The organism is Paenibacillus sp. P13VS, from assembly GCF_015143645.1.
GTDB lineage: Bacteria > Bacillota > Bacilli > Paenibacillales > Paenibacillaceae > Paenibacillus > Paenibacillus xylanilyticus_A.
In genome coordinates this window covers 362885-382745 of sequence record NZ_WYEV01000007.1, presented here as the reverse complement: position 1 = coordinate 382745, position 19861 = coordinate 362885, and the positions used below count along the sequence as shown (strand labels likewise).

General features: G+C 46.8%; 18 protein-coding genes. 11 read left to right on the top strand and 7 right to left on the bottom strand.

Going from position 1 to position 19861, the window contains the following annotated elements; genetic code table 11:
* Nucleotides 1–91: 91 nt before the first annotated feature.
* Nucleotides 92–622: a type 1 glutamine amidotransferase domain-containing protein gene (locus GUA98_RS19930; RefSeq protein ID WP_193724188.1), complete on the bottom strand. Its 531-nt coding sequence runs from the start codon at nt 620–622 to the stop codon at nt 92–94.
* A 268-nt stretch (nt 623–890) separates the two neighbouring features.
* Between GUA98_RS19930 and GUA98_RS19925 the strand changes: the two genes are divergently transcribed.
* The 4 genes from GUA98_RS19925 to GUA98_RS19910 all read left to right on the top strand — a co-directional run bounded on the left by GUA98_RS19925 (nt 891) and on the right by GUA98_RS19910 (nt 3710).
* Nucleotides 891–1304 (top strand): hypothetical protein, encoded by a 414-nt coding sequence (locus GUA98_RS19925; protein ID WP_153979370.1) that lies wholly within the window; start codon nt 891–893, stop codon nt 1302–1304.
* A 122-nt stretch (nt 1305–1426) separates the two neighbouring features.
* A complete protein-coding gene (ytxJ, locus tag GUA98_RS19920; RefSeq protein WP_193724187.1) occupies nt 1427–1774 on the top strand; it encodes a bacillithiol system redox-active protein YtxJ in 348 nt (115 codons plus the stop codon).
* Nucleotides 1775–1866: 92 nt separating this feature from the next.
* A complete protein-coding gene (gene ccpA, locus GUA98_RS19915) occupies nt 1867–2874 on the top strand; it encodes a catabolite control protein A (protein WP_127537845.1) in 1008 nt (335 codons plus the stop codon).
* 140 nt (nt 2875–3014) lie between these two features.
* A complete protein-coding gene (locus GUA98_RS19910) occupies nt 3015–3710 on the top strand; it encodes a 5'-methylthioadenosine/adenosylhomocysteine nucleosidase (protein WP_193724186.1) in 696 nt (231 codons plus the stop codon).
* Nucleotides 3711–3844: 134 nt separating this feature from the next.
* Here the strand turns inward: GUA98_RS19910 and GUA98_RS19905 are convergent, their stop codons facing one another.
* On the bottom strand, nt 3845–4477 hold the full coding sequence (locus GUA98_RS19905) for a GNAT family N-acetyltransferase (RefSeq protein ID WP_153979368.1): 633 nt from the start codon (nt 4475–4477) through the stop codon (nt 3845–3847).
* 271 nt (nt 4478–4748) lie between these two features.
* Here GUA98_RS19905 and acsA point away from each other — a divergent pair, with 271 nt between their 5' ends.
* Nucleotides 4749–6473, top strand: coding sequence for an acetate--CoA ligase (acsA, locus tag GUA98_RS19900; protein WP_193724185.1), 1725 nt, complete (start codon nt 4749–4751; stop codon nt 6471–6473).
* A gap of 154 nt (nt 6474–6627) precedes the next feature.
* Here acsA and GUA98_RS19895 read toward each other — a convergent pair whose 3' ends face one another.
* Together GUA98_RS19895 and rpsD are read right to left on the bottom strand one after the other, a co-directional pair.
* Entirely contained in the window at nt 6628–9744 is a 3117-nt protein-coding gene (locus GUA98_RS19895) for a penicillin-binding protein 1A (protein WP_153979367.1), read from the bottom strand.
* Between the two features lie 221 nt (nt 9745–9965).
* The gene (gene rpsD, locus GUA98_RS19890) at nt 9966–10565 is read right to left on the bottom strand and encodes a 30S ribosomal protein S4 (protein ID WP_095290216.1); all 600 of its coding nucleotides are present in this window, start codon (nt 10563–10565) and stop codon (nt 9966–9968) included.
* A 466-nt stretch (nt 10566–11031) separates the two neighbouring features.
* Between rpsD and GUA98_RS19885 the strand changes: the two genes are divergently transcribed.
* The 5 genes from GUA98_RS19885 (at nt 11032) to GUA98_RS19865 (ending at nt 16095) form a co-directional block, all read left to right on the top strand.
* The gene (locus tag GUA98_RS19885) at nt 11032–13014 is read left to right on the top strand and encodes a diguanylate cyclase (RefSeq protein WP_153979366.1); all 1983 of its coding nucleotides are present in this window, start codon (nt 11032–11034) and stop codon (nt 13012–13014) included.
* Between the two features lie 132 nt (nt 13015–13146).
* Nucleotides 13147–14016, top strand: coding sequence for a hypothetical protein (locus GUA98_RS19880; RefSeq protein WP_193724184.1), 870 nt, complete (start codon nt 13147–13149; stop codon nt 14014–14016).
* A 105-nt stretch (nt 14017–14121) separates the two neighbouring features.
* Entirely contained in the window at nt 14122–15237 is a 1116-nt protein-coding gene (locus tag GUA98_RS19875) for an aminopeptidase (protein ID WP_095359374.1), read from the top strand.
* A gap of 96 nt (nt 15238–15333) precedes the next feature.
* Nucleotides 15334–15579: an HPr family phosphocarrier protein gene (locus GUA98_RS19870; RefSeq protein WP_095290222.1), complete on the top strand. Its 246-nt coding sequence runs from the start codon at nt 15334–15336 to the stop codon at nt 15577–15579.
* 222 nt (nt 15580–15801) lie between these two features.
* On the top strand, nt 15802–16095 hold the full coding sequence (locus GUA98_RS19865) for a YlaN family protein (RefSeq protein ID WP_095290224.1): 294 nt from the start codon (nt 15802–15804) through the stop codon (nt 16093–16095).
* Between the two features lie 184 nt (nt 16096–16279).
* On the opposite strand, the gene cax is transcribed toward GUA98_RS19865, so the two are convergent.
* Nucleotides 16280–17350 (bottom strand): calcium/proton exchanger, encoded by a 1071-nt coding sequence (cax, locus tag GUA98_RS19860; protein WP_153979364.1) that lies wholly within the window; start codon nt 17348–17350, stop codon nt 16280–16282.
* A gap of 180 nt (nt 17351–17530) precedes the next feature.
* Between cax and GUA98_RS19855 the strand changes: the two genes are divergently transcribed.
* On the top strand, nt 17531–17893 hold the full coding sequence (locus GUA98_RS19855; protein ID WP_095290227.1) for an Asp23/Gls24 family envelope stress response protein: 363 nt from the start codon (nt 17531–17533) through the stop codon (nt 17891–17893).
* 123 nt (nt 17894–18016) lie between these two features.
* On the opposite strand, the gene ftsW is transcribed toward GUA98_RS19855, so the two are convergent.
* Both ftsW and GUA98_RS19845 read right to left on the bottom strand, forming a co-directional pair.
* Nucleotides 18017–19312, bottom strand: coding sequence for a putative lipid II flippase FtsW (gene ftsW, locus GUA98_RS19850; protein ID WP_193724183.1), 1296 nt, complete (start codon nt 19310–19312; stop codon nt 18017–18019).
* A gap of 13 nt (nt 19313–19325) precedes the next feature.
* Nucleotides 19326–19673 (bottom strand): YugN family protein, encoded by a 348-nt coding sequence (locus GUA98_RS19845; protein ID WP_095359371.1) that lies wholly within the window; start codon nt 19671–19673, stop codon nt 19326–19328.
* Nucleotides 19674–19861 lie beyond the last annotated feature (188 nt).

Sequence of the window (19861 nt, the reverse complement as noted above, 5' to 3'; positions counted from 1 at the left end):
AAATTAATATATTCATTTTTATACCATCAGAGTTAATATGATACAAAAAAAGCCCCCGCTTAGAGCGAAGGGCTTTTTTTGTATTCCTGATTTACTTTTCAGCAAGGGCATCACAGAATGCTTTGCCATAGGGAGGAAGATCAGGCGGACGACGAGCCGAAATGATATGTCCATCGACAACAACGGCTTCATCCTTCCAGATTGCTCCGGCATTTTCCATGTCATCCCGAATGCCTGGTGTAGAAGTTACAGTGACCCCATCCAGAATTTTGGCAGAGATCAGCACCCAGCCAGCGTGACAGATCTGCCCAATCGGCTTGCGATCGGCATGCATCTCCTTCACCAGTTCAAGGACTTTCGGATAACGGCGAAGCTTGTCAGGTGCCCAGCCGCCTGGCACGAGAATGCCATCATATTGTGAACTGTCCAGTTCATCGAAGCTGTATTCCGCTTCAGCGGGAACACCGTATTTTCCGATGTAGACTTTACCTTTTTTCTCTCCGGCCAGATGTACCTCAGCACCTTCTTCACGCACACGATGTACCGGGTACCACAACTCCAGATCCTCAAATTCTTCATCGACCAGTGCGATGACTTTTTTTCCTGTTAATCTCACAACCATCTCTCCTTTTGCCGTGGTTAGGATGTCGCAACTTATATTGTAACAGATTCTGTATGACACTTCATGATTGTGCATTTTCCCTGTTCAGATAGCGGTTACATATATATGAAAGCTTATTTTCGACAACCTGCATTTGGGGGGAGTGGTAATTTGTACAACCTGGGGTTTGCAGCAGGATTTACGCGGAAAAAGGTCGAATGGTAACGTATACGAGTATAGAACGAATGAGGTGATGAATGTGCGCAAAACGTGCAAATGCGGACATGTAATGGAATTGGAATTGAGAACGGTAGTTTATGCGAAGAAAGTAGAGATTCGGAATGTGCCTGTTTTCGCATGCACGGATTGTATTTCATACGAAGTATTACAGCCGGTCAAGCCGGATTTGAAAGAATGTATCAGCAAATTGGGTGAACAACCCGTGAAACAGGATCTATCCTTTGGCAAGCAAAATGAACTTGCGGATCTTTTCCATGAACAACTGCTGGCCTGGCCAGATGCAAGCGATCGCGAGATGGCACATCATATGCAGCAAGCTGTAAACGAACGAATTAATCTGCTGCTTGATATTATGGGATATGCTCAGAAATCGGGCGACGAAGAATGGATAGAAACCACGGAGCGCAGGTTGAGCCAATTGTCCGGTTTTGTATGGCAGGCACATTTCTCGAATGCTGTCTAATTTTGACGTGCTAAATGCTTGTTTTCATGAAAATTGGCTTTTTCATGCGCTTTTTGTTAAGATATCTTAGAGTGAAAACGCTCAACATAGCGGTATTCCTGAAAAAGGGGGATGTATATCAAATGGCTGACATGACTAAAATGACAAGTATTGAACAGCTAAACTCCGCAGTGGAGGCTACTGAAGACCAACCCTTGCTTCTGTTTAAGCACAGCACACGCTGCCCGATCAGCGCCAATGCTTATCAGGGGATGAACCATTATTTGCAAAATAATCCTAATGAAAATGTAAACTATGGCATCATTTACGTTGTGGAAGATCGCCCTGTGTCTAATGAAGCAGCCGACAAGCTGGGAGTTAAGCACGAATCTCCGCAGGCAATTCTGGTCAAAAACGGAATCCCTGTATGGCATACTTCCCATTCGGATATTGCTTCGTCCACACTCACGAATGTTCTAAGTGAGTCCTAAAGCCTATTTTAATTGATTAATGCAAAAATTTGTCGTAATATAAATCTTAATGAAAATGGTATGAAAATTTACTGGTAATGGAGAGAAGTACTGTGACGGTAACCATTTATGATGTGGCACGTGAAGCTGGTGTGTCCATGGCAACGGTATCGCGGGTGGTAAATAACAACCCGAATGTTAAGCCACAAACGCGCAAAAAAGTATATGAAGCCATCGAGCGGTTGGGATATCGTCCGAATGCGGTAGCCAGAGGTTTGGCGAGCAAGAAGACAACCACGGTCGGTGTCGTTATTCCGGACATTTCAAACTCGACTTTCGCAGAGATTGCCCGCGGAATCGAGGATATTGCGAATATGTATCACTACAACATTATTCTGTGTAATGCGGACAAGAAAAAGGAAAAGGAAATCCGTGTCATCAACACGCTGCTGGAGAAACAGGTCGATGGCCTGCTCTTCATGGGTGGAACAGTAACGGATGAACATATTCAGGCGTTTCAGTCTGCGGCAGTACCCATCGTGCTCTGTGCAACGAGTGACGAGAAGGGAACATATCCTTCCGTGGATATCGACCACGAAGCTGCGGCTTTTGATGCGGTGAACACATTGATTCGTCATGGGCACAAGGAAATTGCGATGATCAGTGGTACACTGCAGGATCCTGCGAACGGGTATGCCCGTTTCCAAGGGTACAAAAAAGCACTTGAAGCAGCGGGAATGGAATATCAGGAGGATCTGGTACGGATCGGTAACTATCGTTACGAGTCCGGTGTGGAAGCCATGAAATATTTCCTCGGACTGAAGAAAAGACCAACTGCCATCTTTGCTGCAACGGACGAAATGGCCATTGGTGCCATTCACTCCATTCAGGATGAAGGCTTGAAGGTACCGGATGACTTCTCCATCATTAGTGTGGATAACATTCGTATGGCTTCCATGGTTCGTCCTCAATTGACGACGGTGGCACAGCCGATGTACGACCTTGGCGCAGTAGCGATGCGTTTGCTCACCAAGTTGATGAAGAAGGAAAATGTGGAGAACCCACGGGTTATTTTGCCGCATGAAACGATTCTTCGTCTGTCAGTAAGCCACGCTGGTTAAGGCTAAAGCAATTCGAAAAGGGAGAAGGAATTCTCTCTACATAATCGATATACGGAAGCTCCGGAGACGGAGCTTTTGTGCTTCATGAGGATGAATCAGGCGAACCGGACAGGTCCGGAAGTGAATAGGGGGTAGCGAGATTGAAGGAAACGATTGGGATCATTGGAGCTATGGATGAAGAAGTAGAACTTTTGCTGGCTGGCATGAAGCAACTGGAGACGGTGAAGCAAACCGGCATTACGTATGTGGCGGGTGAATGGCTGGGCAAACAGATCGTGGTGTGTAAATCGGGTGTCGGCAAAGTAAACGCGGCGGTGACCACGCAAATTTTGATCGATCGTTTCCAAGTGAACCGAATTATTTTTACGGGTGTTGCGGGCGCAGTGAACCCGGAATTGAACATTGGAGATATCGTAATCTCCTCCGTATGCGTTCAGCATGACATGGACGTGACTCCTCTCGGCTTCGAACGGGGCGTAATCCCGTATCAGGAAACCTCCGCATTCCCCGCGGAACCTGCTCTGATTGCATTAGCAGAGGAAGCGTGTAAGGCACAGGGAGCCAAGTATCTGATTGGTAAGGTATTGTCCGGAGATCAGTTTATTGCGAGCAAAGAGACCGTGAACATACTGTATACCGAAATGGATGGAGCATGTGCAGAGATGGAGGGAGCTGCCGTCGCTCAGGTTAGTTTTATGAATCGGGTTCCTTTTGTTGTGCTGCGCGGCATGTCCGATAAAGCGGACGGGTCGGCTCATGTGAACTTTGCTGAATTTACCGTGCAATCTTCTCAGCGTTCCCATCGGATTGTCGAGCACATGCTTGAAAATATGTAATTTGAGTCTCTTTCAGAAGCTGCCATAGAAGTATAAGTCTATAAACTAAAACCGCCTTTCGTGGGCAGTTCCAGTTTGCCATCTGGAGCTGCCTAGAGGAGGCGGTTTTTTAGATAAATGTATATCTCAATGTATTAATACATGAAGCGATGACGAAACCGTACACGGTCGAATTGTTCCTCGGAGGACATGGGGACTTCACTGCCGATGCGTACCATGAGACAGTTGGCCGGATGAGAGCAAATCTCAGGATCGTCCGTCGCGTACCACGTCATGTCCACAGTCTGCATCAGTCGCTCCATCATTTTGCGATAATCCCAAACGGAAAGCCCGCTGCCCTTCAGATCCCAATGCCAGTAATATTCCGTCGTGAAAACAATATATCTTTCCATTTGTCCATTTTCAAATGCAGTGAGCAGCATCTCGCGTCCGACCCCGAGTGAACGGTATTCGTCTGCCACTTCGATAGCTCCGAGCTCAATGAGATCCATCATGTTTCCTTCAGACCAGCGCTCACAATCATCCGCATAGTGAAATGTAACATATCCGATAATCGTCTCATTTTCACGTGCAATGATGATTCTTCCTTCAGGCAATGCCGCAATCTCAGCCAGCGCTTCCTGCTGCTCAGAAGGACGACGAAAGGCATCCAGATCGGGATGGAACGCAAGCTTGGTGATTGCCTCAGAAGGCATAGGTCCTTCTACAGTGACTCGGTGGCCGGACTTGAAGATGGAACGCATATGATACGCCTTGATATGCTCCATGGTTCATGCTCCTCTCTCCCCCTACTTATAGCAAAAAATCAAAAAATTGAAAACCCATAGACGATGATTGTGTAGATTTGCTATAATTGCGTAGACAAAAAACGTTCACAATTCAAGCAGATTTGAGTTCATTGGTTTGGCCAGACAGGTACATGATGAGAATTTCTCTCTATTAATGTAAGCGCTAACTGGAAGTTCAGTCAACACAAAGGCAATGAGAAGTAACCCATTATGGGAAATCGAAATGTCGAGTTGAAGGAGGCTGGCAAGCATGAGTCAAGCACATGGTGAGATGCTGCAAACGGTTGTGTCTGAATCTAACCTGGGCGATTACACAGAGGCCCGAAGCCGGTTTGATTGGGAATCGGTGGAGAGGCACTTTACGTGGCACGCCAGCGGAAAAGTCAACATGGCGCATGAAGCGATCGATCGTCATGTACTGGAAGGAAGAGGCGGGAGAACGGCGCTGTTATACAGCGATGCTTCGCGTGAAGAAGCGTATACTTTCGCTGATTTGAGCGAGCAATCGAACCGTTTTGGAAATGTCCTGCGCAAATATGGCATTGTCCGGGGAGACCGGGTGTTTATTTTTATGCCAAGAAGTCCTGAGTTGTATTTCAGCCTGCTTGGTGTGTTAAAAGCAGGAGCCATAGCCGGCCCGCTGTTTGAGGCGTTTATGGAGACGGCAGTCAAAGACCGGCTGGAAGACAGCGGGGCTGTAGCTCTCGTCACGACGCCAGAACTGCTGGGACGCATTAAACGTGCGGAACTGCCGGAACTGAAGCATATCTTTGTTGTGGGTGGAGGTACCCAGACCGAAAAGGGCTTAATCGACTTTGACGCAGAGATGTCTGCAGCCTCGGATGATATGGAAGTGGAATGGCTGAATCGTGAGGATGGTTTGCTTATTCACTATACATCGGGCTCTACGGGCAAGCCTAAGGGGGTCTATCACGTCCAAAATGCCATGATTCAGCATTACTATACAGGCAAGGTCGTTCTTGATTTACGGGAAAATGACGTGTACTGGTGTACGGCTGACCCAGGCTGGGTAACAGGTACCTCTTACGGAATTTTTGCTCCGTGGCTGAATGGAGTGACCAATGTTATTCGTGGGGGCCGGTTCAGCCCGCAGGATTGGTACAGCACCATTGAGAAAAATAAAGTGAGTGTCTGGTACAGTGCGCCGACCGCGTTCCGTATGCTGATGGGTGCAGGGGACGAGACTATTGCACAACATGATCTCAGCAGCTTGCGGCATGTAATGTCGGTTGGAGAACCGCTCAATCCCGAAGTGGTGCGTTGGGGATGGAAAGCCTATGGTCAGCGAATTCATGATACCTGGTGGATGACAGAGACCGGAGCACAGCTGATATGTAACTATCCGGAGATGCCGATTAAGCCTGGTTCAATGGGGCGGCCGCTGCCTGGTATTGAAGCAGCCATTATCGATGACCGGGGACAGGAACTTCCTCCATACAGCATGGGGAACCTCGCCATACGTACACCTTGGCCATCCATGATGGCGAAGATTTGGAACAACCCGGCCAAATATGATGAATATTTCAGGCTGTCTGGCTGGTATGTATCCGGGGATTCGGCGTATATGGACGAAGAAGGGTATTTCTGGTTCCAGGGCCGGATTGATGATGTAATCAATTCTTCCGGAGAACGTATTGGTCCGTTTGAGGTGGAGAGTAAGCTCGTAGAGCATCCTGCCGTTGCAGAGGCCGGAGTTATCGGTAAGCCGGATGTAACACGCGGAGAAATTATCAAGGCGTTTGTAGCGCTGCGTGAGGGCTATGAAGCGACTCCTGAGTTGAAGGAAGAGATCTATCGATTTGTAAAAGAGGGCTTGTCTGCTCATGCAGCTCCGCGAGAGATCGAGTTTAAGGATAAACTGCCCAAGACTCGTTCCGGTAAAATCATGCGACGTGTGCTGAAGGCATGGGAGCTCGATTTGCCGACAGGTGACCTGTCCACCATTGAAGATTAATAACCGATGAAGATTAATTATTGAATACGCGGTGCCTGTATTTTAAGGAACAAGCCTGATTTGCGTAAGATGCAGATCAGGCTTTTTATTATGAGAAAAGCCCCCATCCTCTAATGAGAGGGTGGGGGCTTAAAAAACGTGCGTTACGGCATCCTTACGGTTGATATGGGACAGCAACAGAGGGCTCGGATTCTCCTACACTGTTGATGGCAGATACTTTGAACCATCCGCTAGCAGAGGCAGGTACACCGTAATCCATTGAGGTACCCGAAGTTGTGCCAATCTTGGTGTAAGGGGCAGAGCCCGTTTCACTGTAATAGACGGCATAGCTCTGCACACCATCGCTCTCCGGATTGGAGGCCCATTGAATGCGCAATCCTTGGGTGAGCGCTGCTACGCTAACCTGTCCAGGGGTACCTGGAACGGTGGTTGCAGCGTCAGTGTTTTCATTTTCTTCCGGCTCAACGATGGTTCCAGGAACATTGATCGGTTCTTTTACTTCCTCATCCGGGAGTGGATCTGACACTCCTGCACTGCTAACCGTAGCACTAGGAGCAGACTCTTTGCCGGCTACATCGACAGCAGTGACATAGAAGGTGAAATTCCCGCCCTGTGCGTATGCTGTAAATGATCTGGATTCACCTGTCAGGACAACTTGGCCCTGGTTCTGGAAGCCGGCACCATTTACGGAGCGATACAACCGATATCCGACAACGTCATTTTCAGGCGTAGCGTTAAATGTAATTACAGCTTTGCCATTAGCTACGGATATCCGCACATTTCCTGGTGCATCTGGTGCCTTGCCATTGTCCGATCTCGGGTCGACTTGTGTTGGCATGTCTGCATCCGCATCTTCTGGCAGGTAATAGGCAAGGGATTCGTGCCGGCTCATCCGTGAGAATGCATTTTGCAATTCCTTGATCAGATCGGAGATCGGTTTCTTGCGTTTAATAACCGTCTTCTCCTTCAGCATGTCGCTAGGTGTTTCATCACGAGGGATGTAGTTTACACCATTGTAGGTAATGTATTTTGCTTTGGCGACACCATCATCACTATCTTTGGGAATAAATTTGCTGTTGAAAATATCTGTTACAAATTTGTCAGTCAGTGATGTTGGCAATTTGCCGCTATAAGCAGATACTGTACGTGTTTCAATGCCCGATGGTTTCTTGAATGAATCCGTCACGAACAGTTCCTTGTCGGTAGCAACGACTTCATTCATAATCTGAGACCAGAGCTGCTGGGCACGTTTACGCTGAGATTTGGTTTCAAGGGTGTTCACAGGCTGTTTGTATCCAACCCACACACCAAGCGTAACATCAGGCGTATAGCCTTCAAACCAGACATCCGCATAGTTTTGCGTTGAACCGGTTTTTCCTACGACAGGTGCACTTTTCGTATATTTATACGTTTCGCGAACCTTATCCGCAGTACCTTCGGTAATTACGGTTCTTAACATATCTGTCATCAGGTACGCTGTCTGTTCGGAAAATGCCTGAACAGGTTCGGATTCATGCTTATAAACGATATTTCCTTTGGAGTCTACAATTTTGCTAATCATGTATGAGTCGTTATATACCCCATTGTTCGCAATAGCTCCGTAAGCATTCGTGAGTTCTTCCACGGTTACACCGTACTGGAGTCCCCCGAGAACACCCGTCTGAGCCTGATAGTCCTGCTGCTGAATGGTCGTTATGCCAAGCTTCTTGGAGAATGCCCAGGCTTTTTCGATCCCGACGTCTTCATTGAAGAGTTTCAGCGCAGGAACGTTCAGGGAATAGTTCAGCGCTCTACGAGCGGTTACAAGTCCCTGATAGCGATTGTTCGCATTCTTCGGAATATGGAAGCCGTTTGAGCCTCCATCCTTAAGAATGATCGGTGAATCATCAATGATGGACGCTGGTTGAACCAGTCCTTCTTCCAGAGCAGGCAGGTAGGCGGCAATAGGCTTCATTGTCGAACCTGGCTGACGCACCATCTGGGTTGCATAGTTCATCTGTTCATCCTGGAAGCTTCGGCCTTCAATCATGCCCAGGATAGCCCCGGTTTTGTGATCAATCATGATGGCTGCAGTCTGTTCTTTTCCTTTTTTGGGATCGTCTGCAGCAAAATTGCTGTCATTCTCGGCAATGGTACGCATGGTTTTGTACACACTTTTGTTAATCGTTGTGTATATGCGATAACCACCTGTACGCAATTGCTGCTGAGCTTCTTCGAGCAGAGCACTGCTTTCCTTTTGGGTTCCATCCTCGGTAGAATCTGAACCTTCGGAATTTCCTTCAGCTGCTGTGTCAGCATTCATTTGTTTCATCAAAATTTGTGCAGCCTGGCGTTCGGTTTCCATCATAAGATATGGATAAGTGTTGTAAGCCTTGACGGTTTTCGGTGCCAGTGAACTCTTGATATCAAAAGCAATAGCTTCGTCATACTCGGTTTGATTGATTTTGCCAAGCTCAAGCATACGACGTAATACCAGATGCTGGCGGTTGATTGCACGCTCAAAATTATCCTCTACAAAGTCGCCTTTTCCGTTAAAGGCTGAGTAAGAGGAGGGGAGCTGAGGCAATCCGGCAAGATAGGCTGCCTGAGCCGTGTTTATTTTCTCCAGATCATTAATGTTGAACAATCCTTTGGCAGCTGCCTTGATGCCATACACGTTATATCCACTGGAGCCGTTACCAAAAGGAACTTTATTCAGATACGCGGTCATGATCTCGTTCTTGGTCAGGAATCGTTCAAGTCGCAAGGACAGCAGTATCTCCTTGACTTTGCGGTCCTCGGTACGATCCAGATTCAAGAACACACGCCGTGCCAATTGCTGAGTCAGCGTACTTCCGCCCGTTTGCACAGACTCTTTCAGCACCTTCTGCTTCACGGCTCGGAGCGTTCCGCTCATATCTACACCTTTATGTTCGTAAAAATGATTGTCTTCAATCGATATGACAGCATCAATAACTTTCTGTGGTATCTGGTCAAAGGTGACCGGACGCCTGTCTTCTTCCGTACGTAATTGACCGATCGGGCTACCGTCGGCAAAGTAAGCAAAGCCTGTGATGGAGTTTTCGCTGACTTTTTGTTCAATCAGGGCCCTGGAGCGGACGGGCTCGTCTTTTACAATGGAACTCACGTATCCCATCAGAGCACCACCTACAAATAGCGCCCCCATAAAACCCAGGACAACCATCCATTTGGCGACACTGCCCAGTCTGCGGGCGAAGCTGCGCTTGCGGGCAGGCTGTTCATCGGGCTTTTTCTTATTAACATCAACCATTCAGTGTCTTCCTCCTTTTAACAGCACTTATTATAGCATAAAAAGGCGGGTTTGCATGCCTGAGAAATACAAGCAATGGTCGAAAATTGCCATTATTTTATGGAATTTGAAATTTTTCATGCCTACTAAATCCTGTATGCAAAAATTTGCAGACAACAAAAAAGCGATCCGAGAAAATCTCGAATCGCTTTTTGTGTGATGCTTTACCGAAATTCCAACGATTAACGGTTGTAGAACTCGACGATTTGTTTTTCGTCGATATCTTGGGACAACTCGGAACGCTCAGGCAGACGGATGTATTTACCTTCTACAGCAGCGTCGTTGAATTCAAGGTATGCTGGAAGATGCGAACGGTTTTCCAAAGCTTCCTTAACGGAAGAAAGACCGCGGCTTCTTTCACGCAGGCCGATTACATCGCCAGTGCTTACTTGGTAAGAAGCGATATCGACTTTTTTACCGTTTACTGTTACGTGACCGTGGGATACCAACTGACGTGCTCCTGCACGGGAGTTAGCAAATCCAAGACGGTAAACGAGGTTGTCAAGGCGGCACTCAAGCAAGAACATGAAGTTTTCACCGGCGATACCTTGCATTTTTTGCGCTCTAGCAAAAAGAGTGCGGAATTGTTTTTCGCCCAAACCGTACATGTGGCGAAGTTTTTGTTTTTCTTGCAACTGCATACCGTAGTTGCTCATTTTTCTGCGTTGGTTAGCTCCGTGCTGACCTGGAGGGAAAGGACGTTTCAATTCTTTGCCTGTTCCGCTCAGGGAAATGCCGAGGCGACGGCTCAATTTAAATTTAGGACCAGTGTAACGTGCCATGTTTATAGTAGCTCCTTTTTAGTTAAAGTTCATATAGGGCTCTGTTTGCGCTCCAATTTGTTGATGCGGGCTAGGCCACACATACGTCAATCAGGAAAGTTCAGCCGCTGTCCTGAAAGCAACAAAAAGAATGAGGGTGACACAACCGGTAATGCCCAAATTTAAAGACCCATTAGTAGTCTTCATCAACAATTTATATTACAGTTTAAAAGAGACAAAGTCAAGAGTAGGAGAAAGGCAAAAAAAAGTCTAAATTTGTCGATAGGTCATTAGGCCCAAAAAAATGGGACAATTTTCTGAAATATGGATGCAAAAAAGCAATAAAGAGAGTAAAATAGAATGTATCTTAACTTTAAATGATCATGTACATTAAGGTTATCGTAAGGTTTTTGCAGGTTTGCGATAACGTCTGCAGATTAATGCATCCCATTAGAGGTTGCAAAAACGGTGCAAAGGAGCGCCTGACATGTTAGAACATCTAGGAAGTTTACCAGCCAGCATGCATTCGCCAAGTTCGGGCGATTCCGCATCTTCTGCAGCTCAGCGCAATGAGCATGCGTTCTGGATGCAGCAAATGGATATTACACCTTTTGATTTCTCATATTTGAAAAACTTGCTGCAGCAAGCCTATACGGATTGGCTGACTCAGCATGATTCGAACTGGAGCGCATCATCTGCGATTTACAGCGTATGGAATACAGAAGGTAATTGTGTAGCGACGACCGCCGATGAGTCTATGGACAGGCCTGAATCAGTTCAGACGGTCATGATGTGTCTTGAAACTGGACGGGCGGAATCAATGCGGGGTTCAGATGAACACGGGGATTTCCTATACATTGCGGAGCCTCTGTTTTCCAGAATCAACAAGGATATGTTCGCCGTGTTTACAGCTTTCATTTACGAGCCTCTTCGTTATGAAAGGTCTGAAGAGATTGTTCGATCTGAGGCAGCGCATTATCGTACTTGCTTTTACCGAAGATTTGAATACATATTTATGGCAGATCTGCTAAAAGCTCATGAGCAAACGGCGCGTGAAGAGCACCGGAGGTCCATTCTTTTTCAGATCGTGCAGCGGATGCATGACAAAATGGACGTGGATGCCATATTGGACGAGGTATTTGACAGTATCGATTATTTGTATCCGACCACACGCATGAATCTGTACATGTCCCAAGATCGCAATAGTTCCAATCCGAGAATCAGACCTTTGCTTGTCCATGAACATGGGGAAGATATTTGTCTCCGTTCATTTAAAGATGGACAAACGATAGTTATTCGCTCTGATCAGGAGGATAACTCTATTGTGGAGGTCGGACTTCCGCTCAAGGGGAAGCAGGGTATCTATGGTGTGTTTCACATCGAGATGAATGACGAGCTCATGGAGGAGCCCGACTTGCAGCTTATCACCATGATGGCGGATATGGCAGGAACTGCCTTTGAGAATGCCAAATTACATGAGCAATCGAACATGTTGATTCAGGAACTTCGTCTAATCAATGATTTGACACAACGTCTAAATAGAAGTCTGCAATTGAAAGAAATTTATAAAATGGCCGAGTTGGAGTTAAAGGATATTTTTCAAGCTGAATCCTGTTGTATTCTTCAATTGAATGACACCACGAATCGTTTCGAAGTGATGTCATCCAATATTGGGGAAATGCGTCATAAATCCTTTTCGCTGGATTACGGTATCGCTGGTCTGCTGTATCAGACAGAAGAACCGCTCATTCTGTCCAATTATGCACAGTACACCAAAGTGTCTTCCGTGTTTATGGAGATTACCAGCTCAATGTCACTGATGGCTTCACCAATTCGAGTCAACGGTCAAGTGAAGGGAACCATTTTGCTGGGTCATCCCAAACCGCAGTATTTCTCATACGATAATTATCGTCTGCTGCAGATGCTGTCCATTCACGTAGGACTTGCTCTATCCAATGCAACGCTGCATGCAGAGGTTCGCCGTTTGGCCAACCTTGATATGTTAACTGGACTGTACGTCAGACATTATCTCGATAGTGTCATTCACGAAAAGCAGGCTCATGAATTCTGTGGTTCATTAATTGTGGTTGATATCGATCAGTTCAAACAGGTGAACGACACTTTTGGCCATCAAACCGGGGACCAGGTGCTGAAGCAGGTTAGTGATATTGTTAAATCCTCCGTTCGTTCCGATGATATCTGTGCCAGATGGGGTGGCGAAGAGCTGGCCATTTACGTACCGCAGCTGGGAATCCGCCAGGCACTCGAGTATGCAGAGGTCATACGCAGCCGAGTGGCGGAAGAGACCAGGCCACCCGTGACCGTATCCAGCGGTATAGCCGAGTGGAACTGGATGGATGACAAGGTCAGTGTGGAGTCCTTATTTTACCGGGCAGACATGGCGCTCTACGAGGCGAAACATAACGGGCGCAACCGGATCGTGCTGGAAGAACAGGAAGTTACACGCTAAGAGAGAACTATTCCATGAATTGGAGTCGTTCTCTCTTTTTTCTGTTGCAGCAAAGTTTGCGTTGATGTGAAGTATAAGGGTATACAGGAGGGGCAGGCTATGGAGAACCTTGGACGGAAGGATGGATTTTAGATGATTACAAGGCAGGGTATGCGTACATTAATGCTGCTTTTGAGTGTTGTTATCCTTTCTGCACCGGGTTGTGGGCTGATACATCGTGAACGCACTCCAGAAGAGGTGTTCTCCATGGCCTTATCCGGTATTGCAGGTAAAGAGAAGCTGGATTTTGTAGGCGAAGCAGGGTTAAGAAGAGAAAGCAGCGGACTTTTTGAAAATCAGTTCAAATTTGAAGGAAAGCTGGAAAATCATGATCAGCTAACGCTGCAGACACGACTCCCTGGAGCTGTTACTGCAGCAGGTTCAAGTAAGGTAAACGGTATGCATGCTGCATCTGCTAATCTGACTACTCAACCCAGCGGATTCAGCGCCTCTTTCCAACGAAAAAAGGGACAATGGGAGGCATTGACCGCAGAGCAAGAACCACTCCGTGGATCGCTGTCCCGTTACAACCCCATCGCCCAACTGGAGAATATTGACCGGATGAACAAAACGATAAAATCCGAATACGGTTCTGGTCGAAGAACAAGGATCCTGCGGATTGAACTGGCACCTGAAGATGCCAAGACCTGGGCCGCAGCACAGTTGAACGACGAGATGAACGCGATTAGGGCAGAATATATGCAACGGGCGAGTAAAATCAAAGGGACGAGCAAGGCGAAGCTTGAGAAGGAATTGAGCCAGGTTTGGCAGCAGGGTGAAGACAGTATGGAGCAAATGATGAAACAGGCCAAAGTACAAACGGTATATCATCTGACTGTGGATCGGAAGACCAGTTTGCCGCTGCGGCTCTCTTCGGAAAGCCAGGTGACGTACCAGGATGCAAGCAACAAAAGCAATAAAGAAGCTCTGGTCATGGATGTAAATTTTAAAACATATGATTAGACGTGGGGTCTGCCTGCTGACGGGATTGCAGTAGCGTGCTACAATAGTATCGTAATTTACCGTTGTTCAATTTTTTGAATGGCAGATGACAGGAGGATTTACGAGATGAAGGACCCACGAATTCAGAAACTTGCAGCTAACCTGGTTGGCTACTCTGTAGATGTACAGCCTGGCGAGAACGTGCTGGTTGAGATGATTGGATCGGAACGTGATCTGATCAACGCTATTATTGAAGAAGTAGGCAAAAAAGGCGGCAATGTTTTTGTACAGCTGACCGACAAGACGGTACAACGTGCGATGTTGAAAAATGCTACAGAAGAGATGATGAAAACCTGGGCAGAGATTGACCTGAACCGCATGAAACAAATGGATTGCTACATTGGTATCCGTGCAGGCGAAAATGTGAACGACCTGTCCGACGTGCCGGAAGAAAAAATGAAAATGTATAACTCCCTGTATTCCCATCCGGTACATAGCGAGCAGCGGGTTAAACATACGAAATGGGTTGTGCTTCGTTACCCGAATGCCAGCATGGCGCAGCTTGCGAATACCAGCACGGAAGCCTTCGAAGATTTCTATTTCGATGTATGCAACCTGGATTATGCCAAAATGGACAAAGCACAGGATTCCCTGGCTAACCTGATGAACCGTACGGACAAAGTTCGTATTACAGGACCTGGAACGGATCTAAGCTTCTCCATTAAAGATATCGGTGCAGTGAAATGCTCTGGTCAAAAAAATATTCCTGATGGCGAAGTTTACAGTGCACCTGTGCGTGATTCTGTAAACGGAACAATCAGTTATAATGCAGCAACCCTGTACAACGGGGTAACGTTTGAAAACATCAAGTTCACCTTCAAGGATGGCAAGATTGTTGAAGCGACAAGTAACGATACAGAACGTCTGAATGAGATTCTGAATTCCGATGACGGTGCACGTCATATTGGTGAGTTCGCGATTGGTTTCAATCCGCATATTCTGCATCCAATGAAGGATATTCTGTTTGATGAGAAAATTGCAGGCAGTCTGCACTTTACTCCTGGGCAGGCATACGAAGAAACGGATAACGGAAATCGTTCCTCCATTCACTGGGATCTGGTGCTGATTCAGCGCCCAGACTACGGCGGCGGCGAAATTTACTTTGACGATGTGCTGATTCGCAAAGACGGCATCTTTGTGATTCCAGAGCTGGAATGCCTGAATCCAGACCAATTGAAGTAACCGCGGGATTTTGCTGTTGCTAGGAAAGCGGATTCACGGTATCATGTAGTGGTAATTAATAGATGATACCAAATGTGAAAAGACGGAGGGATTCCTATGTCGAGTAATAACGCGGCTGTAGTGGAAATTGCTCAAACAGCAGGCAAGTTTACTTCTTCAATCGTGCTTCATTCGGAGAACAAGTATATTGATGTGAAAAGTATTCTCGGTTTGTTTACCACGCTGATCAGCACACACAGCTATGAACTTCACGTTCATGGACCAGATGCAGATGAAGCAAAAGCAGCCATGTCAGAAGTATTTGCGAAACATGGTCTGAATGTAAGCATCGCATCCGAGTAATCATTCCAGGAAGCATCTCCGCCTGTCTTGGCGGGGATGCTTTTTCGTATACACAAATGAACAGGTGTTTGGGTCCGCTGCCGAGGAGTTAAAATACGTGTTGTCCAAGCCTTCGTTTTGAGTGGTTATTTTGGTCAGGTTCTTGTATTAGCTCCTGATTTCGTCTAATATTAGAGGTAGAACGTCTTTACGCGATTTTTGGGACATAGGGGGGAAAAATGCATGACTTCATCTGATCTGCAGGACCAGCTGAACATGAAAGCGATCAGTCTTCTTCAAGAAGATGCAGATAAAATACAGAAGCTTATTGAAGTACAGATGGAGAATCTGGCTACCCGCTACTGCCCTCTCTATGAGGAAGTATTGGATACACAGATGTATGGGTTCTCCAAGGAAGTCGATTTTGCTGTTCGTGCAGGGCTTCTTCCTGAAGGTGCTGGTAAGCAGCTGGTAAGCGCGCTTGAGCGGAATCTGGCAATTCTATATGAAGCTTTGAACAAAAAGAATGAGCAATAGCCTGCAATCGTGCGGGTCAGAATAGAAGGCATGCAGGCATTTTGCATGCTTTTTTTGTATGTTTTAACGTGCGACAACGAGAGAGGGCTCTGTAAACCGATCATTAAAAAAACAGTCCGGAAACGAGTTTCCAGACTGTTTTTGCTATCCGCTAATCATGTCAGCAGCTAATAAGCTTATGAGGTTACACCAGGAAGAAGGATACCCCCAGAATGATGTATACAACCAGCAGCAGCAGTCCCTCATACCAGTTCGTTGAACCATCCTGGGTAATCGACTTGGCGATAAATACGGCTACACCAATGGCAAGAAGCTCAATCGTTGTGAAGACGATATCCATGGTTGTGCCCGTAAAATAACTCACAAAAATAAGCACAGGTGCAACAAAAAGTGCGATTTGCAAGCTGCTGCCGACCGCTATCTCTACAGCGGCACCGATCTTGTTTTTCATGGCAAGCATAATGGCTGCACTGTGTTCGGCCGCATTACCGATAATCGCAACCAAAAATGCACCAACGAACAGTTCACTCAGACCAAATTCTTCGGTAAATACCTCGAGAGTACCCACGAGCCATTCACTGACAAAGGCTACCATAACTGTGGCGATAACCAGGTATAGAATGGATTTTTTCTTGGACCACGCTGGCGCATGTTCATGCGGCAATTCCTCGTCTTCATCGACCGTCACATCCGCGAGGTAGTTCTTGTGTGTGACCATCGAGAATAAGAGCCAAGCGATATAGGCAATAATCAACAGCCCTGCGACGATCAGGCTGAGCGTATCTGTGTCCTTTTGAGTTATCGAATGGGTGTTGAGGAAAACAGCTGGAATGAACAGGGCAATGATTGCCACAATCATTAAGGAGCCGTTTAGTCCCGCAAGGGAGACGTTGTAATTTTGAATTTTGAATTTGAGTCCTCCGGCAAAGATGCTTAGCCCCAGCACCAGCAGCAGGTTTCCGATAATGGAACCGGTCAGGCTGGCTTTTACCATGTCGAATAGTCCTTCTTTGACCAGAAAAATGGCGATGATCAATTCGGCAGCGTTACCGAACGTAGCATTCAAGAATCCGCCAAGCCGCTGTCCGGCATAGTGAGCAACATTTTCGGTAGCTTTCCCTAAAAAACCGGCCACAAAAATAACCGAAATGGCTGAAATCACAAACTGCAGGATCGGATTCCAATGCAGATAGTGGGCAATGGCGCTGAGTACAAAGGTGACAATCAGCAAAATGGATGAAATCCGGTTTCTCACAACAAACACCTCGGTTAAAATTATTTTGTTTTAAATGACAATGAAAGCCTTATGAGATTATTTTCATATTTCAATATAACCAAATGGTGGTAGGTTGTAAACGCATGTTTTCGAGTTTAATTTGCTTTTTGGGGTGGAAAGGATTTAAAATACGAGTAACGAAGTGAAGGAGGATGTGGCATGGCAGAACAACTTCAACTAGAAGGCGGTAACATCCGGATTGCCGATGACGTGGTGGCGAAAATTGCCGGAATGGCTGCGATGGAGACACCGGGGATTGCCGCAATGTCTGGAGGATTGTCAGAGGGCTGGGCCAAACGTCTCAGCGGTAAAAACGTACAGAAAGGCGTAGGCGTTGAGGTCGGCCAACTGGAAGCAGCCATTGACCTGCGCATCATCGTCCTGTACGAGACACCGATTCATGAAGTATCCCGTATGCTTCAGCAGAATGTGAGAGAAGCGGTAGAGACCATGACCGGATTGCGCGTTGTCGAAGTGAACGTGAAGGTAGAAGGCGTATCCTTCAAAGGCGACGACCTGTAAGGTACTAACCTCCAAATTGACTGGAGAGCAGATGATCGTAGATGATGTTCTCTGAGCTCCAGTTAACCCAAAAAAGACTTCACATCCCTAGGATGCGAAGTCTTTTTTTATTCCGGTACACCGTTAACGAATGCGCCGAATGGATTTGGAATCCCGTGAACGAAGAGCGGGAGAAGTACGTGTTTGCGTTTGTACCGTTACGGATTTGGTTCTCTCTTCCTTAATGACGTCCTGGTTGTTCGTACGCGAAATACTGAGCAGAATACCCATGGCCACCATCATCACAAAGAGTGACGTACCTCCATAACTGATAAACGGAAGGGTAACCCCCGTCACCGGTATGGTCTGGGTCACGCCTCCGATATTGATGAACGCCTGAATGGCGATCAATCCCATGATTCCGATACCCACCAGCGTTCCGAACGGGTCAGGACAGCGCAACGAGACAATAATGCCTCGCCAGATAAAGTACAGATAAACCAAAAGGAATAGCGCACTCCCCAGGAAACCAAGCTCTTCCCCAATTACGGAGAAAATGAAGTCATTATACGCATTTGGCAGGTAATGAAGCTTCATCGTACCTTGTCCAATACCCGAACCGGTCATGCCGCCATCACCGATGGCCACAAGGGAGCGGAAAAGGTTGAGACTTCCACCACTAGTGTCCGATAACGGATCAAGGAATGCCTGAATACGCCCGATCTTGTAATTCTGCTCAGCAGAGGCTGCAGTAGTACTGTCCACAGCGTCTGAAGGAGACATGGAGGAGAAGAGGGCATTCGCGCCGAGTGCGAGTGCCCCTCCCAGTACAACGAGCAGGATCGATCCCATAATATGCTTCATGCTTGCTCCGCCTGCATAAATGACGAGACCGCAGGTGGAAACCAGAATGAAGCAGGTACCGAAGTCCGGCTGCAGCATAATCAATCCTGCAATGAATCCGACAATGACTAGGACCGGAATATAACCTGTCTTGAGGTCCCTGAAGCGTTCGCCTTTTTTGGTGATCAGTGCAGAAAGGTATAGGATTATGGCAATTTTGGCGAACTCCGCAGGCTGAAGACTAAAGCCAAAGATGCGGATCCAGCTTCGTGCACCGTTCAACATGGCGCCTGTAACAAGTACGAGCACCAGCAAAGCGGTTGTGAACAGGAAAAAAGGTGCATAAAGCTTCTTGTATTTATTAAAACGAATGTTCATGGCAAAGAACATACCAACTAAACCGATAACCGCCCACATAAGTTGTTTTTTCGTGAAGTATAGGGGATCATTGTTAAAGCTACTGTTTGCAATTGCAATGCTGGAACTGGAGCTGAATACCATCAGCAGTCCAAAGCCCACTAACAATAAAGTGAGGATTAGCAGTTGGAAATCCGGCGTGCCTCTCTTTGTTTTCGTTTGGGCCGATTGTTGTTTCATGGTTTGGCCCAGCCTATGCTTCCAGCAGTTCTTTGAGCTGCTGCAATTTTTGGGCTGCCAGCTTCACGACTGGCTGCGGAACGGTAGAGTCATAATCGAGACCGTGCGGAAAGGTTGCTTTGCCAAGGTAAACAGCCTCGACAGAGAGCACGGTATCTGGTTTTTCAAGTTTGCCATCTACTACACGGGTGTTAATACGTACAAAGTATTCTGAGTTGGTGTTGTCATCTTCAATTTTGTAGTCATATGTAGCACGGTAATACTCCCATTGCCACCGGACAAATCCGACTTTCTCGGCGCTCTCATCCAGGTATGCCAAGTCGCTTTTCAAGCCATCCAAGCCTGTATTCTCAAAAATCATAAGCGTCTGATCCTCCTCATAGCTTCCGAGTATAATTCTCGTGCATTTCTCTAGTTCATGATAGTATGTTTCCCCTTCCCGTGCAAGCTTTCCCAAGGTGTTTCGTATCGGTTTTCTTCCAATTCTGCTACAATATACAGCAATAGGTTTGAAGAGGATGGTTCGGACTTGATGAAAGTTCCGTTCAA